17 protein-coding genes are annotated in these 14527 nt (G+C 63.6%); 12 read left to right on the top strand and 5 right to left on the bottom strand.

All coding sequences use genetic code 11. The features are described from left to right. Nucleotides 1–120: 120 nt before the first annotated feature. Genes BB28_RS16775 through BB28_RS16755 form a run of 5 tightly spaced genes read left to right on the top strand, consistent with a single transcriptional unit; the run spans nt 121 to nt 4789 of the window. Entirely contained in the window at nt 121–966 is an 846-nt protein-coding gene (locus BB28_RS16775; protein ID WP_046254314.1) for an ABC transporter ATP-binding protein, read from the top strand. Beyond that, a complete protein-coding gene (locus BB28_RS16770) occupies nt 966–1799 on the top strand; it encodes an NUDIX hydrolase (RefSeq protein ID WP_046254313.1) in 834 nt (277 codons plus the stop codon). Before BB28_RS16775 ends, BB28_RS16770 begins: the two co-directional genes overlap by 1 nt. Next, complete coding sequence (locus BB28_RS16765) at nt 1796–2590, top strand: enoyl-CoA hydratase (protein WP_046254312.1); 795 nt, start codon at nt 1796–1798, stop codon at nt 2588–2590. The genes BB28_RS16770 and BB28_RS16765 overlap by 4 nt, the downstream gene beginning before the upstream one ends. Before the next feature lie 21 nt (nt 2591–2611). Then, nucleotides 2612–3577 carry a class I SAM-dependent methyltransferase gene (locus tag BB28_RS16760; RefSeq protein ID WP_046254311.1) on the top strand — a complete coding sequence of 322 codons (966 nt, stop codon included), beginning with the start codon at nt 2612–2614 and terminating at the stop codon, nt 3575–3577. An 18-nt stretch (nt 3578–3595) separates the two neighbouring features. After that, on the top strand, nt 3596–4789 hold the full coding sequence (locus BB28_RS16755; RefSeq protein WP_046254310.1) for a THUMP-like domain-containing protein: 1194 nt from the start codon (nt 3596–3598) through the stop codon (nt 4787–4789). Here BB28_RS16755 and BB28_RS16750 read toward each other — a convergent pair. Then, nucleotides 4743–6035, bottom strand: a complete 1293-nt coding sequence (locus BB28_RS16750) for an outer membrane protein assembly factor BamB (protein WP_046254309.1) — start codon at nt 6033–6035, stop codon at nt 4743–4745. The two genes, BB28_RS16755 and BB28_RS16750, sit on opposite strands and share 47 nt — an antisense overlap. An 85-nt stretch (nt 6036–6120) precedes the next feature. Here BB28_RS16750 and BB28_RS16745 point away from each other — a divergent pair, with 85 nt between their 5' ends. Then, a complete protein-coding gene (locus BB28_RS16745; RefSeq protein WP_046254308.1) occupies nt 6121–6870 on the top strand; it encodes an acyltransferase in 750 nt (249 codons plus the stop codon). Here BB28_RS16745 and BB28_RS16740 read toward each other — a convergent pair. The 3 genes from BB28_RS16740 to BB28_RS16730 are packed head-to-tail and all read right to left on the bottom strand — an operon-like array spanning nt 6854 to nt 8155. Next, nucleotides 6854–7300 (bottom strand): nitroreductase family deazaflavin-dependent oxidoreductase, encoded by a 447-nt coding sequence (locus BB28_RS16740; RefSeq protein WP_046254307.1) that lies wholly within the window; start codon nt 7298–7300, stop codon nt 6854–6856. The two genes, BB28_RS16745 and BB28_RS16740, sit on opposite strands and share 17 nt — an antisense overlap. Before the next feature lie 28 nt (nt 7301–7328). Beyond that, nucleotides 7329–7823 carry an SRPBCC family protein gene (locus tag BB28_RS16735; RefSeq protein ID WP_046254306.1) on the bottom strand — a complete coding sequence of 165 codons (495 nt, stop codon included), beginning with the start codon at nt 7821–7823 and terminating at the stop codon, nt 7329–7331. Beyond that, on the bottom strand, nt 7820–8155 hold the full coding sequence (locus tag BB28_RS16730; RefSeq protein WP_030097128.1) for an ArsR/SmtB family transcription factor: 336 nt from the start codon (nt 8153–8155) through the stop codon (nt 7820–7822). Before BB28_RS16730 ends, BB28_RS16735 begins: the two co-directional genes overlap by 4 nt. A 130-nt stretch (nt 8156–8285) precedes the next feature. Here BB28_RS16730 and BB28_RS16725 point away from each other — a divergent pair, with 130 nt between their 5' ends. Continuing rightward, nucleotides 8286–9122, top strand: coding sequence for a metal-dependent hydrolase (locus BB28_RS16725; RefSeq protein WP_030097129.1), 837 nt, complete (start codon nt 8286–8288; stop codon nt 9120–9122). An 11-nt stretch (nt 9123–9133) separates the two neighbouring features. Continuing rightward, the gene (locus BB28_RS16720; RefSeq protein ID WP_046255920.1) at nt 9134–9970 is read left to right on the top strand and encodes a metal-dependent hydrolase; all 837 of its coding nucleotides are present in this window, start codon (nt 9134–9136) and stop codon (nt 9968–9970) included. A gap of 3 nt (nt 9971–9973) precedes the next feature. Here the strand turns inward: BB28_RS16720 and BB28_RS16715 are convergent, their stop codons facing one another. Then, nucleotides 9974–10585, bottom strand: a complete 612-nt coding sequence (locus tag BB28_RS16715; RefSeq protein ID WP_046254305.1) for a TetR/AcrR family transcriptional regulator — start codon at nt 10583–10585, stop codon at nt 9974–9976. 89 nt (nt 10586–10674) lie between these two features. Here BB28_RS16715 and BB28_RS16710 point away from each other — a divergent pair, with 89 nt between their 5' ends. The 4 genes from BB28_RS16710 to BB28_RS16695 all read left to right on the top strand — a co-directional run bounded on the left by BB28_RS16710 (nt 10675) and on the right by BB28_RS16695 (nt 14428). Then, nucleotides 10675–11151, top strand: a complete 477-nt coding sequence (locus BB28_RS16710; RefSeq protein WP_046255919.1) for a hypothetical protein — start codon at nt 10675–10677, stop codon at nt 11149–11151. Nucleotides 11152–11287: 136 nt separating this feature from the next. Beyond that, entirely contained in the window at nt 11288–12268 is a 981-nt protein-coding gene (locus BB28_RS16705) for an esterase family protein (RefSeq protein ID WP_046254304.1), read from the top strand. Between the two features lie 84 nt (nt 12269–12352). Next, the gene (locus BB28_RS16700; protein WP_052740261.1) at nt 12353–13744 is read left to right on the top strand and encodes an NAD(P)/FAD-dependent oxidoreductase; all 1392 of its coding nucleotides are present in this window, start codon (nt 12353–12355) and stop codon (nt 13742–13744) included. A gap of 48 nt (nt 13745–13792) precedes the next feature. Continuing rightward, complete coding sequence (locus BB28_RS16695) at nt 13793–14428, top strand: TetR/AcrR family transcriptional regulator (protein WP_052740260.1); 636 nt, start codon at nt 13793–13795, stop codon at nt 14426–14428. Nucleotides 14429–14527 lie beyond the last annotated feature (99 nt).

The raw sequence follows: 14527 nt of genomic DNA, 5'->3' as shown, positions 1-14527 counted from the left end.
ATGGTTGCCTAGAATTCCTTCCGAGCTTGCTGACGTATGGATGAGGATACGCGATAGAGGTCTGGGCGCATGGTCAGGACGGCCCGCGAGATGGCTCCCGCTCGCCGCTTGCCGGGCTCGATGCGGCACGATGGCCCCGTGGCCGAAATTGATCCGGACCTTCTGCTCGATTTCCGCGATGTGCTGCTGCGCCGCAATCGCAAGGTGTTGGTAGGCCCGGTTACCTGGTCGGTCGAGCTTGACGAACGGTGGGTGGTTCTCGGCCCCAACGGTGCCGGGAAGACATCGTTGCTGCGGATCGCGGCGGCCATGGAGCACCCGTCATCGGGGGAGGCCGTGATCCTCGGCGAGCGGTTGGGCCGTGTTGATGTTTCCGAGCTCAAGGCGCGAATCGGACTGAGCTCGGCCGCGCTTGCGCAGCGGATACCGGATGACGAAGTAGTGCGTGATCTGGTGGTATCGGCCGGCTATGCGGTGCTGGGGCGCTGGCGCGAGGAGTACGAGGAGATCGATACGGCGCGCGCCATCGACATGCTTGAGACGCTGGGCGCCGAGCATCTGGCAGAACGCACGTACGGCACGCTCTCCGAGGGAGAGCGCAAGAGGGTGCTCATCGCGCGTGCGCTCATGACCGATCCCGAATTGCTACTCCTCGACGAGCCGGCGGCCGGGCTGGACCTGGGTGGGCGTGAGGAACTTGTGGCGCGGCTGGGTGAGCTCGCGGCTGATCCGGACGCGCCCGCGATGGTTTTGGTGACTCACCACGTGGAGGAGATCCCACCGGGTTTCAGTCACGCGTTGTTGCTGTCCGAGGGAGGGATTGTCGCTCAGGGTCTGTTGGCGGATGTGATGACCAGTGAGAATTTGTCCCGCGCGTTTGGGCAGTCGATCGTGGTTGAGATGATCGATGGGCGTTACTTCGCGCGACGCGCCCGGCCCCGCGCCGCACATTCCAGGAGGCAGTAGTGACATCTACCCCCAACGATCCAGCGCCGCCGAAGCCGGCGGCGACTGTCGTACTCATACGTGACGGCGCCGTCGGTGTCGAGGCCTTTCTGATGCGTCGCGATAACGCCATGGCCTTCGCCGGGGGCATGACGGTCTTCCCGGGCGGCGGGGTGGACTCGCGGGATCTGCGGGCGGATGTGCCGTGGGTGGGCCCGGATGTCACGTGGTGGGCCGAACAATTCGGCGTGACACCCGAGCTGGCATCGGCACTGGTGTGCGCGGCCGCGCGCGAGACCTTCGAGGAATGCGGTGTGTTGTTCGCGGGCACCTCGGATACCTCGATCGTCGAGGACGCGGCGGTCTATCACCAGGCGCGCAAGGATCTGTCGGACAAGTCCCTGTCCTTTGCGGAGTTCCTGCAGCGCGAGGGCTTGCTTCTGCGGGCAGACTTGCTGCGGCCGTGGGCCAACTGGATCACTCCGGAGGCAGAACCGCGTCGCTACGACACCTTCTTCTTCGTCGCGGCATTGCCCTCGGGACAGGATGCCGACGGCGACAACACCGAGGCGGTCGCCTCGGGATGGCAGACCCCCGGGGCCGCGATCTCGGCCTTTACCGAACGGCGCAGTTTCTTGCTTCCGCCGACCTGGTCCCAGCTCGACGCCGTGTCCTCGTCCGGTGCGACGGTCGCGGACGTGCTGGCTTCCGTGCGGGAGATCGCGCCGATCATGCCGATCTTGACCGAGCAGGACGGCCGATGGTTCGTCCAATTCGCCGATGTGGACCGCTACGAGGCGGCCCGGCAGGGCGCCGTGGAGATCCCCGAGGTGACCGGGACGGAGCTGACGTGACCGAACCCGAATTCGTGTCGGTGCGCACCGCGCCCGAATACCCCGGCATCGGCACCATCGCACTGTCGCGTCCGCCCACCAATGCCCTTACCCGCCAGATGTACCGCGAACTGGCGCTGGCTGCGGCCGAGGCGAACGCACGCGAAGACATCCGGGTCGTCATTGTCTACGGCGGGCACGAAATCTTTTGCACTGGCGATGATTTGGATGAACTATCGGAGTTGACCGCCGAGGAGATGTCGCGCAGCGCCGGTGACCGGCAGGCCGCGCTGACCGCGGTGGCGGAGCTGGCCAAACCGACAATCGCCGCCATCACGGGGTACGCCTTGGGTAGCGGCCTGGAGCTGGCACTGGCAGCCGACTGGCGGATCGCCGGGGACAACGCCAAGGTCGGTTCGCCCGAGATCCTGGCGAGCATGATCCCGGGTGGCGGCGGCACGGTGCGGTTGGCGCGCGTTGTGGGGCTGAGCCGGGCCAAGGAAATGGTGTTCAGTGGCCGCCTGGTTGGCGCCAAGGAGGCCCTGCGGATGGGGCTCCTGGACCAGATGGTGGCACCCGACGACGTCTACACCGAGGCGGCAGCGTGGGCCCGGCGCTTTGTCGACGGGCCGCCCGTGGCACTCGCCGCCGCCAAACAGGCCATCGACCACGGCTTCGACAGTCCGTTGGCCGGGGGACTGGACAGGGAACGCGAGCTGTTTTGCCAGGTGTTCGCGACACAGGACCGCGTGGACGGGGTGGCTGCTCAGCTGGAGATCGGCCCAGGGACGGCCCGGTTCAGGGGAGCCTAACCAGGCGTTAGGCTGACGGCCATGACGGAGATTTCGGAGCCGACGACCAAGGCCACTGCGGAGCAGGTCGCTGCTGCTTTTGAGGACAACAAACTCGCCCAGATCCTGTACCACGACTGGGAGGCAGAGACCTACGACGAGAAGTGGTCCATCTCCTATGACCAGCGCTGCATCGACTACGCGCGCGGCCGGTTCGACGCCATCGTGCCCGTCGAGGACCAGCGCGAGCTGCCCTACGACCGTGCCCTGGAGCTGGGCTGTGGCACCGGCTTCTTCTTGCTGAACCTGATGCAGTCGGGTGTCGCGCGCCGTGGCTCGGTCACCGACCTGTCGCCGGGCATGGTCAAGGTCGCCACGCGTACCGGCAAGGAGCTGGGTCTGGACGTCGACGGCCGGGTCGCCGACGCCGAGCGGATTCCTTATGACGACAACACCTTCGATTTGGTGGTGGGCCATGCCGTGCTGCACCACATTCCCGATGTCGAGCTGTCGCTGCGTGAGGTGCTGCGGGTGCTCAAGCCGGGTGGACGGTTCATCTTCGCCGGGGAGCCCACCACGGTCGGCAACCTCTACGCCCGCGCGCTGGCGAATCTGACCTGGAAGGCCACGGTCCAGGCGATGAAGCTGCCCGGACTGGAGAGTTGGCGGCGTCCGCAGGAGGAGCTCGACGAGAACTCGCGCGCTGCCGCCCTCGAATGGGTGGTTGACCTGCACACCTTTGATCCTGCAGACCTGGAGAAGATGGCCACCAACGCCGGGGCTGTCGCGGTGCGAACCGCCAGCGAGGAATTCACGGCCGCCATGCTGGGCTGGCCTGTGCGCACGTTCGAGTCGACGGTGCCGCCCGGCAAGTTGGGCTGGGGCTGGGCGAAGTTCGCGTTCGGCGGTTGGAAGGCGCTCAGCTGGGTCGACGAGAACGTGTGGCGTCACGTGGTGCCGAAGGGCTGGTACTACAACGTGATGATCACAGGGCTCAAGTCCTCCTAATCCCTCGAATTCCCGCCGGTGTTCGAGCCTTCCGACGTTGCATATCTGTCGTCGGAGGCAGGCAGTGCGGATCTCGCACGGGCATCGGCGTACACGTTCTCAGCGGGCACCCTGGTGGCCGATACGGCGGCTCTGCGTACCGAATTCGGTAACCGCGCGGCAGTTTTGGCGCAGACGGTGCAGCTGCGCCGTAAGGCGGCGGCCAAGCTGGGCGATGTACAGGATTGGCTGTTTACCGATGACGCGCTACAGCAGGCGACACCTGCGGCAGTGGCGCGGCATCGCGCCGAGCGGCTGGCCGATCGGGTGGTTCACGATGTCACCTGTTCGGTCGGGGCCGAGCTGGCCGCCCTCGACGGTGTCGCCGCGACGGTCATCGGCAGCGATATCGATCCGGTGCGAACGGCGATGGCACGTCACAACATTGGCAGGCGAGTTCTGATCTGTCAGGCAGATGCGCTGGCACCTTCCAGTCGCGCCGACGTGGTGATTGCCGATCCGGGGCGCCGCTCCGGCGGGCGCCGGCGGTTCGACCCCTCGGCATACTCGCCGCCTCTGGACCTGGTGCTGCGGACATACGCGGATCGCGACCTGGTCGTCAAATGTGCGCCGGGACTGGACTTCACCGATCTACGGGAACAGACCGGATTCGATGGCGAGATCGAGGTTGTTTCCCTTGATGGCGGCGTTCGGGAGGCGTGTCTGTGGTCGGCGGGGTTGGCACGGGCGCGCAGGCGCGCCACGGTGCTCTCGACGGCCGGCGACGGCTTCCAGCTGACAGATGCCGATCCCGATGACTGTGCACTCGCCGAGGCGGGCGAGTGGATCATCGACCCCGATGGTGCGGTGGTGCGTGCGGGCCTGGTGCGGCAATACGCTGCGCGGCATGGGTTGTGGCAGTTGGATCCCCGCATCGCGTACCTGTCGGGGGATTCGGTGCCCGCCGGTGTGCAGGGCTACCGGGTGCTCGACGCGCTGGCGTACAGCGAGAAACGGCTGCGCCAGGCGCTCGCCGCACGAGACTGCGGTTCTGTCGAGATCACCGTGCGCGGGGTAGACGTTGACCCCGCGGTGCTGCGCACCAGGATGAAGTTGCGAGGCGGTGTGGCGCTCTCGGTCGTCATCACCCGGATAGGTAGTGACGCAAGAGTATTCGTCTGTGCGGCTAGGTCCCCGGGCGGAACCCGTACACCTGGCCCTCGCTCAGCGTGACGATCACGCGCTGATCCGGTCCAATCGAGATGCCGACCGGGACTCCGGCGGCATCGGGTAGCGGATAGCGGTTGATGGTGGCTCCGTCCGGGGTGTTGAACACCACCAGCGCCAGGCCCTTGTCTCCGTCCTTGACCACGGCATAACCGACGTTTCCGGCGGCCTGGCTGGATGTCGAGAGCGGAACGAGGTCGTCGCGACGCCAGGCGATTTCACCCTTGCTACCGGAGTCTTTGATGGCCACCAGGGTGGCCTTGTCGCCGGTTCCGGCGATGATGGTTCCGTCCGGTGCGACGGAGGGCGGTGTGACGGCGTTGAATCCCAAGGGCAGCGACCATTTCTGGCTGCCATCGAAGGTATGCATCGCGTGGAGCGAACCCTTGCGGTCATTGATGTAGACCGTTTCGCCATCCTGAGACATCACCGGGGAGCCGATCACGCCTTCGTCAATGATCTTGTTGGCCCACTTGTGTTTCAGGGTGATGTGGCCGTCGGCGTCGTACGTGATTCCCAGCAGCACGGGTACGGGTTTTCCTGGCTGCCACAGCGTGGTGACGATGGTGCCGGTTTCCGGGTCGTAGGCGGGGGAGGCGGATACCGGACATTGCGGTCCGGCCGCTTCGCAGTCACCCAGGCCGCGCCGCGGATCGGTCGGATCGACACCTTCGAGCAGATCCATGGGGGTGCCCACGACCTCACCGCGCTGCGCATTGAAGATCAGTATCTGACCGAGGTGCGTGACGATGAGGAGCCGTCCGGGCTCGACGATCTTGGGTGTGGTGGGTGCGCCGATTACTGGCTTGCGCCACCGGATCCACTGGGTGGGGGGAAACGACACCACGGCGCCGGGCTGGCCCATGTAGATGTTGTTGTAGCCGTCGGCGAGCGGTCCCGACCATGGGCTGCCGGTGATCATCCGGGTGCACCAGCGCTGGCGCGCGGCCTTGTTGTTCTCCCACTCCATGAGCGTGCAACCGGCAGGGGTGTCGGCACTGACCGCGATGAAGTTGTCGATGCCGATTGCCGCGGCACTGCCTATCTGGCCCTTGGTGTTCCGGCTCCACTCCAGGGTCAGTTCGCGAGCGCCCTCGGTGGGCGTGTAGCTGCTGTTGTGCGCGTCGGCGTAGCTTGCGGACCAGCCTGGCGCCGCTTTGATGTTGATCCAGGAATCATCGCCGGAGCATCCGGTAACGGTGAGGAGTGTCGCGAAGACCATGCTCGCGAGTACTCGTGCCCGGGAAAGCACGGTGAGACACTCCTTCCTTAGGGGGCGGTCCGGCCCATCGCAGGGTAGCGTGCGCGCTCTGCCGCGTCCCGTAGGCTGTGCGGCCATGACGACGATGTGGGGCGCTCCCCTGCACAAGCGGTGGCGCGGACAGCGCCTGCGCGACCCGGCACAGGCCAAATTCCTGACCAAGGCCTCACTGCGATGGGTGATCGCGAACAAGGCATACACACCGTGGTACCTGGTGCGGTACTGGCGGCTGCTCAAGTTCAAGCTCTCCAATCCGCACATCGTCACGCGCGGCATGCTGTTCCTGGGCAAGAACGTCGAGATCCACTGCACACCAGAGCTGGCCCGGATGGAGATCGGCCGGTGGGTGCACATCGGCGATGGAAACTCGTTGCGCGCCCACGAGGGGTCACTGCGGCTGGGCGACAAGGTGGTGTTCGGTAAGGACAACGTCGTCAACGCCTACATCGATATCGAGTTCGGTGACTCCGCCCTGATGGCCGACTGGTGCTATGTGTGCGATTTCGACCATCGGATGGAAGACATCACCTATCCGATCAAGGACCAGGGCATCATCAAGTCCCCGGTGCGCATCGGGCCGGATACCTGGATCGCCACCAAGGTGACGATCCTGCGGGACACGATCGTCGGCCGCGGCTGCGTGCTCGGCGCTCACGCCGTGGTCAAGGGTGTCATTCCGGACTACTCGATTGCGGTCGGTGCCCCGGCCCGGGTCGTCAAGAACCGCAAGGTGGCGTGGGACGCCTCGGCCGCGCAACGAGCTCAGCTGGCCGAGGCGCTGGCCGATATCGAACGTAAGAAGGCGGCCGCTAACTCACCGGAGTGAGGGTGAACAGCGGGAACACCCGCGTGGTGCGCTTCGTGTACTCGGCGTAGGGCGGGAAGGCCGCCACGGCACGTTCCCACCAGTTCGCACGCTCGGCGTCGTCCGAGATTTCTTCGGCACGGACGGTCTGCACGTTTTCGCCGTCGCGCAGCTCGAAGACCGGATTGGCACGCAGATTCGCGACCCAGGCGGGGTTCTTCGGTGCGCCGCCGATCGAGCCGACCGCGAGGTACACGCCCTCGTGTTCCACACGCATGAGCGGCGCCTTGCGGATCTGTCCCGATTTCGCGCCGACGGTGTACAAGATCACGACGGGGATGCCCTCTAACGTGGTGCCCTCGACGCCGCCGCTGGATTCGTAGATCTCGATCTGCTCGTCGACCCACTGTGGGTTGGTGGCGATGTATTCGAAGGTGAATTCGTTGGTCACCGTGGCTGCAACACCTGCCGTGGGCGTGCTATTTCACGTCAGCCAGCAGATCCTCGATGCGGTTGTAGCTGATCTGCATGCCCACCTCCATGCCGGACTCGATGTGTCCGTCCCGGTGCTCCTTGCAGCTGTGCTGTACCAAGACCCGCATGGTGGTGACCCCGTCGACCTCGTCCAGGGTGGTGGACACCAGGGCCGAGGCATCGGGCATCCCCTCGTAGACCTCGGTATTGACCAATCGGTGGGGTCTGTCGATCTCGTGGTACTCGCCGTGGAACCCGACCTCCATGTCTGGCGCGGATTCGCACGGTTGGCTGACTACATACCGCCATGTGCCACCTACTCGCAGATCGATATCGCAGACCTGCCAGTGCGCGGTCTCGAATCCCCACCAGCGCTTGACCAGATCGGGCTCGGTGAGCGTTCGAAAGACCAGTGCGGCGGGCGCGTCAAATGATCGGGTGATGAGAATCGTTGTATCCGAGGGAAGTTCGACGGTGGCGCTGCCATACCGACTGCTCATGGGGTTTCCTCCTGTAGTTCGGTGAGTAGGTCGTCGAGCCGGTTGAGACGCTCGTTCCAGGTGCGTTCAAACGCGGTCACCCAGTCGTGGACGGGCCGCAGAGCCGCACCGTTGACCCGATAGAAGCGGTGCCGTCCATGTGAGCGCACCCGCACCAGATCGACGGCGCGGAGCACGCCCAGATGCTTCGACACCTGTGGCTGACCCATCCTGGTCCGCGCCACCAGATCGTTCACCGTGACCTCGCCGGTGCCGATGGCACTGAGAAGGTCGCGACGGCCGGCCTCGGCGATCGCGTTGAACGCATCGGCGGTCGTGGGGGTGCGGGCCATGAAGGAAACATATACCGATATAGGTATATGTCAAGCCCGGAATCCTCGGAATATCAGCGGATTGCGGTACCCTGAGCGCGTCGGCGATGCCGACCGAAATCAGTCATTGCGGGGTAGTGGGAAGCTGAGTATGGACAGGCCGATCAAGACCCGCCGTATCAAGTTTCGCTACCAACCTGGTTCGCTGGATCGTCATTTTGTACAAGGTGACCTGGTGTCTAGCCACATGATGGCGATGCTGTCGGCGGTGTTTCCGGAGGGCGAGGAGTTCTTCATCCGGTCGGTCCGGCGTTACTCGGACCAGATCACCGATCCTGAGCTCAAAAAGCAGGTGGCCGGATTCATCGGCCAGGAGATGACACACGGGCGTGAACATCGCGAACTCAACGAGCGCCTGCAGGAGATGGGCTATCCCACCGCGTTCGTGGAGCGGCTGGCTCGGCGGATTTTCAACTTCCAGACCCGGAATTACCCGCCGATCTACACCTTGGCCGTCACGGCCGCGTTGGAGCATTACACCGCGGTCCTTGCCGAGACCTTGCTGACCGATCAGCGTGCCTTGGACATGCTGGGTGAGGGCGAGGTGCGTTCCATGCTGCTGTGGCATGCCTTCGAGGAAGCCGAGCACCGGTGCGTGACCTTCGATGTGTACCGCGCAGTCGGTGGTAGCGAGCGGCTACGCATCTGGGTGATGCGCCGCACCACCATCGCGTTCATCTACACCACATTCTTCGAGACGGTGATCTCGCTGCTGCGTGATAAGGCCGCCTACAACCCGGTTCGCTTGGTGAAAAGCATTGCGGCGTTGCGGCACTTGCCGTTCCTGAGTCGTGAGGTACGTCGCCGCATCGGCGAGTACAACCGTCCGGGATTCCATCCCAACGACTCCGACAATTCCGAACTGATCGAGAAATGGCATGCCGAGCTCTTCGGGGAGAACGGACAGCTGACCGGCCATCTGCACTAGCCGAGGTGATGGTGGAGCGGGAGATCAGGACCAGACGGATCAGGTTTCGTTATCCGGCCGGTTCCCTGCGCCGTCACTATGTGCAGGACGACCTGGGCATGAGTCATGTGGTGTCGGTGCTTTCGGCGGCCTTCCCCGAGGGGGAGGCGTTCATGATTCGTTCGGTGCGCGCGGTTGCCGACCAGCTGACCGATCCTGTGCTCAAGAAGCAGGTGGCAGGCTTCATCGGGCAGGAAGCCACGCATAGCCGCGAGCACCGCGATCTCAACGAGCGGCTGCAGCAGATGGGTTATCCGACCGCGTTTGTCGACCGGGCGACCCGCAGGGTTCTGGAAACGCGCTCACGCTTCTCGTCTCCCCGGTACTGCCTTGCGATGACAGCCGCGCTGGAGCATTACACCGCGATTCTCGCCGAGACCTTGCTGACAGATCAGCGGGCCTTGGACATGCTGGGTGAGGGAGAGGTGCGTTCCATGCTGCTGTGGCACGCGCTGGAGGAATCTGAGCATCGCACGGTGGCGTTCGACGTCTACCAGGCCATCGGCGGAACCAACCGTATGCGGGTATCCGTCATGTGGTTCACCACATTTGGGTTCTTCACCCTTGCCGCATGTGCGTCGTTCATCTCGCTGTTTCGGGATCGGGACTTCTACAACCCCAGGATCTTCTTTCCGAGTGTTAGCCGGATGTTCCGTTCGCCGTTCTTCTCACGTGAGGTGTTCCGGCGATTGATGTCCTACAGTCGCAAGGATTTTCACCCCGATGAGGTAGACAACACCGAACTCATCGCGAAGTGGAATGCCCTGTTGTTTGGCGAGCAGGGGCAGATCGCCGATCATTTGCACTGACCCTCAGTGTGTCAGGTACCGCGTCAACATGTTGACCAGCTCGTCCTCGAACAGTTGCGTATCGACCGGTCGTGGACCGGCCACCAGACGGTGTACCAGTGACTCGATGGTCGCCACCACCATCCTTGCCGCCATGGCTGTTTCGGCTATCCGGACCTCGGGGTGTGTTGCCAGGAGCGTCTCGGCCGCAGCGACGACGGCATCTTCCGACCGATGCAACAAGGCCAGGAACTCGGGTGGGCGCGGCGCCTCTTCGAAGAGCACCCGGTGCAACCGTGGGTTGTCGCGATGGTTGTCGATGGCTGCCCTGACAAAGACTCGCAGGGTGTCTTCGATCGAATTGGGCAGTCCCGCAGACAGATGCCGCTGGATGAGGGCGAACCCTTCCTCGGTGTGCGCGGTCATCAGCTCGACGAGGATGGAGTCCTTGTTGGGGAAGTACTGATACAGCGAGCCGATCGAGATATCGGCCCGCTCGGCGATGCGATTGGTGGTCCCGGCGGCGTAACCGAAGTCGGCGAAAACGTGAGCAGCCGCGTCGAGGATGCGCCGCCGGGTGGCCCCTGCGCGGTCCTGTCGTGGCTGCTTGCGTGGCTGTAGCCGGGTGTTGAGCATGGTGCTGGCACCTTCCCCAAAAGCGAGTACCGCTTATGTGAGTAATTACTCATAATAGTCATTGACCAGCATATATGGAAGGAAATGAGATGAGGACGGTCTATCTGGAAACTGAACTTCCCACCGATGCCGACCGGGTGTGGAGTGCCATGCGATATGCCGGCACCTTCCTGTATCTGTGCCGTGGATTGTTCGGCATTCCCGCGCTGACGGGGCGCACCGACCCCATGCGGGTGGGCGAGATCGGCACTGCATGGCTGTGGGGGTTGCATCTGATTCCGTTGTACCGACACACCATTCACGTGATCGAGGTCGACGAGAAGACCCGTACCGTGCGCACCAACGAGCGTGGCGGCATTCTGCGCACCTGGAACCACACCCTTCATGTGCAACCCCTCGGGGACGGTCGCTGCCGGTACAGCGATTCCATAGACATCGATGCCGGGCCGCTCACCGGGCTGGCAGCCAGGGGAGCGACGGCCATCTTCCGCTATCGACAGCGGCGCTGGCACAAGCTCGTCGACAAGCACCTGCTGCCGGAGGGGCCGGCCTATACCCGGGTGTGACGGCAAGGGCCTCGGGCCGTGCGGTGTGGCAAACGTCACGGCCTCCATGCCCATTCCCGGGAGGAGTCCGACGTGTTAGCGTTTTAAACACTGTTTAAATCACTGTTCTTGCTCCCCTGGAAAGGAAGTCCAGCCGATGAGACGCGTTTCTTCGATGCGTGGCGCCACCATCCGTTTTGTCAGGGCCGCGGCCGTTGGGGCCGTGGTTCTGCCGGCGCTCGTCGGTATCGCTGGCGGCTCGGCGATGGCGAATGCCTTTTCGCGCCCGGGGCTTCCGGTCGAGTACCTGGAGGTGCCGTCAGCCTCGATGGGGCGCGACATCAAGGTTCAGTTTCAGGGAGGTGGCCCTAAGGCTGTCTATCTCCTTGACGGGCAGCGCGCTCGCGAAGATTTCAGCGGATGGGATATCGAGACCACGGCTTTCGAGGACTACTACCAATCGGGTATCTCGATGGTCATGCCAGTCGGTGGACAATCCAGCAACTACACGGACTGGTACCGCCCCGCTAAAGGCAAAGACGGTGTCTGGACCTACAAATGGGAGACCTTCCTCACCGGTGAGCTGCCGCAATGGCTGGCCGCCAACCGGGGGGTCTCGGCCACGGGGAACGCCATCGTCGGGCTATCGATGGCGGGTCCGTCCGCACTGACCCTGTCGATCTACCACCCGCAGCAGTTCATCTACGCGGGGGCTCTCTCGGCGCCGCTGCACCCGTCGGCCAATAAATGGCAGATCTCCATCTCTATGTCCGACGCCGGCGGGTTCAGCTCGGAAGACATGTGGGGGCCCGAGAGCGACCCCGCCTGGGTTCGCAACGACCCGTACCTCAACATCGATAAGCTGATTGCCAACAACACCCGACTGTGGATCTACTGCGGCAACGCGCAGGCCACCGATCTTGATAAGGACCGCAACGGCTTTGAAAACCTCGCGGGCGGGGTCATCGAGGGGCAGGTCATCGACGCCAACAAGCAATTCGCCGATGCCTATGCTGCGGCGGGTGGCAAGAACGCTCACTTCAGTTTCCCCGATGGCGGTATCCACAACTGGACCTATTGGGGTCAGCAGTTGCGCGCCATGAAGACCGACCTCGTGGGTTACCTGACCGGGTCGTAGGGGCGAGCGCCCATATTGACATTTGACCCAGTTTCGTTAACGTAGCCCACTACACCATTCGGTCTAGTCGGTGGAGGGTTGTCGATGGACACGTTCGACGTGGCGATCGTTGGCGCACGATGCGCTGGCGCCTCGCTCGCCATTCAGCTGGCGCGGCAGGGGCTCTCGGTGTGCTTGCTCGATAAGGCTCGATTCCCCACGGACAAGGCTTCGACGCACCTTTTCACGCCTAGTGGCACAGCAGTTTTGGAGCGTTTGGGTGTGCTCGACGACGTCGTGGATGCAGGGGCGACGCCACTGCGGACCATGCGGTTGCGTAGTAACGACGTGAGCGTCACCACCCGACCCGACCCCGGTGTCATCGGAGTAATGCTTGGTATTCGGCGCGAGACCTTCGACCCGATTCTCCTGGAGCACGTCGCCCGTGCGGGCGCTGAGATCCGTACCGGCTGTCGCGTTGACGGTGTCTTGACCGACAAAGGGCGCGTCGTCGGACTGGAAACACAGAGTGGACCCATCCACGCCGAACTCGTAGTCGGCGCAGACGGACAGCATTCGCGAATCGCCGAACGTGTTGGAGCGCGGGAGTATCTGACCACCCCTGGCTCGTACATGCCGACGTGGTCCTTCTACGAGGGTGCGACCCCTCCGTATGACCTGGTGATGGGTCGGGTCGGGGAGGGGAACGGTATCGCGCTTCCGTTGGATAACGGCATCTACATCGCCATGATGGGTACACCGATGGCCAAGGCCGATGCCTTTCTGGCGGACCGTTACGCGAACTTCGATGCCGCGCTGGCACGTTGGCCCGAGATGGCCGAGGCGGTCGCGGGAGCGACGCGCCGGGGGCCGTTGCGCATCCTGCGGCGCTGGCACGGCTACTTCCGAACGGCTGCAGGCCCCGGCTGGGTGCTGGTGGGCGATGCCGGCCATTTCAAAGACCCGGCGCCTGGACAGGGAATGGCCGATGCGTTCCGCCAGAGCGAGTCCTTGGCGGCTCGCATCGTGGCAGGACTGGGCGGCGACACCATCGACAAAGAATTGTTGGACTGGTGGCGATGGCGCGACCTGGATGCAGTGGAAATGTATTGGGCCGCATCAACTCTAGGTGAGCTGACTAATCCTGCGGCCGTCACGGATGCGGCCTTCCGGACTCTGGGCAAGAGCGATGTGGCTTTGGAGCGGATGCTGCAGGCGATCCTGCCGCGTACCGTCAAGCCGCACAGTTCTCTCCGGTTAAGGGACGTTTCGCGGATGGTCGCGTACATTGCCGCAGCGGTGGCCACGAAGCCAGGCCAGTTGACTCCGACGGCCAAAGCGGCAATATGGCAAGCACGTCAAATCGGGAGGATTGCCGTTGCTTACCCGGGGCATCGGATCGGAGCACGCCGATACCGGCAGCTGCCAGTGCTGTCGTCCGGGCTGAGTAACCCGAAGAGTATCGAGTCGCTACGTTCGGTATCCGAAGCAAGTTAGGCGTGGCAGCTTGGCCGCTAACGCCCCGCGCGATGTTTGAATAACTTGGTGAACCAGGCGGATGCGCGTACGAGGCTGCTGGAGGCGACCGAACAGGTGCTGCTCGAAGACGGTCTGGCGGCGCTATCTGTGCGTCGGGTGACTGGACTGGCCGGTATGAACGTCAATGCCGTCAACTACACGTTCGGAAGCAAGGATGCGCTCTTACGAGCTCTCATGCTGAGGATCATGGAACCTGCCCTTGCGGAGCGGAGTCGCCGCCTCGACGAGGTGATACGGACGCCGGGCCATACGGTCGAAGATCTTGTTGTCGCGTTTCTTTCGCCGCATGTGTCTGCCGACGCGCAGCAGATTGCTTTGTTCATGGAAATAGGGGTCAAACCGGTACTCGAGGGCGATGTGCGGTTTGAACAAACCCGGGAGGACATCGTCCAAGAGGGGATAGGCCGGCTGGTCGCGGCGTTATCGCCATTGCTGCCTGAAGTACCTACAGAGGTCCTAGCTTTCCGCGTAGAAACGATGCTCGGCATGTCCCTCATGCACGCTATGAACAGGGACTATCTCGCCGATAAATATGGTCTGGTGAAAGGGGAGCGCAACCAATACCTCATCGATGATGTGGTGCGCTTCTTCTCTCACGGACTGGCGGCGCCGACACAGCTACATCCGCTCCCTGAGTCTTAGATCCTCTGATTCCCAGAGTGTTTGGCGGCGATACCTTGACCGTAGCCGAACACTGTTGATCCAATGAGCACTTGAGGCGTCCAGGGTGCATCAGGTGGA

Origin of the sequence: Mycobacteroides chelonae CCUG 47445, assembly GCF_001632805.1 — a bacterium.
Lineage (GTDB): Bacteria > Actinomycetota > Actinomycetes > Mycobacteriales > Mycobacteriaceae > Mycobacterium > Mycobacterium chelonae.
This window is presented reverse-complemented; position numbering and strand designations above follow the sequence as displayed.

Bases quoted from the DNA above. Each gene is read 5' to 3' on its own strand.
- BB28_RS16710 (WP_046255919.1), top strand. From the start codon at position 10,675: ATGAGGACGGTCTATCTGGAAACTGAACTTCCCACCGATGCCGACCGG.
- BB28_RS16760 (WP_046254311.1), top strand. From the start codon at position 2,612: ATGACGGAGATTTCGGAGCCGACGACCAAGGCCACTGCGGAGCAGGTC.
- BB28_RS16705 (WP_046254304.1), top strand. From the start codon at position 11,288: ATGAGACGCGTTTCTTCGATGCGTGGCGCCACCATCCGTTTTGTCAGG.
- BB28_RS16730 (WP_030097128.1), bottom strand. From the start codon at position 8,155: ATGGCCCGCACCCCCACGACCGCCGATGCGTTCAACGCGATCGCCGAG.
- BB28_RS16715 (WP_046254305.1), bottom strand. From the start codon at position 10,585: ATGCTCAACACCCGGCTACAGCCACGCAAGCAGCCACGACAGGACCGC.
- BB28_RS16775 (WP_046254314.1), top strand. From the start codon at position 121: ATGCGGCACGATGGCCCCGTGGCCGAAATTGATCCGGACCTTCTGCTC.
- BB28_RS16735 (WP_046254306.1), bottom strand. From the start codon at position 7,823: ATGAGCAGTCGGTATGGCAGCGCCACCGTCGAACTTCCCTCGGATACA.
- BB28_RS16725 (WP_030097129.1), top strand. From the start codon at position 8,286: ATGGACAGGCCGATCAAGACCCGCCGTATCAAGTTTCGCTACCAACCT.
- BB28_RS16700 (WP_052740261.1), top strand. From the start codon at position 12,353: ATGGACACGTTCGACGTGGCGATCGTTGGCGCACGATGCGCTGGCGCC.
- BB28_RS16745 (WP_046254308.1), top strand. From the start codon at position 6,121: ATGACGACGATGTGGGGCGCTCCCCTGCACAAGCGGTGGCGCGGACAG.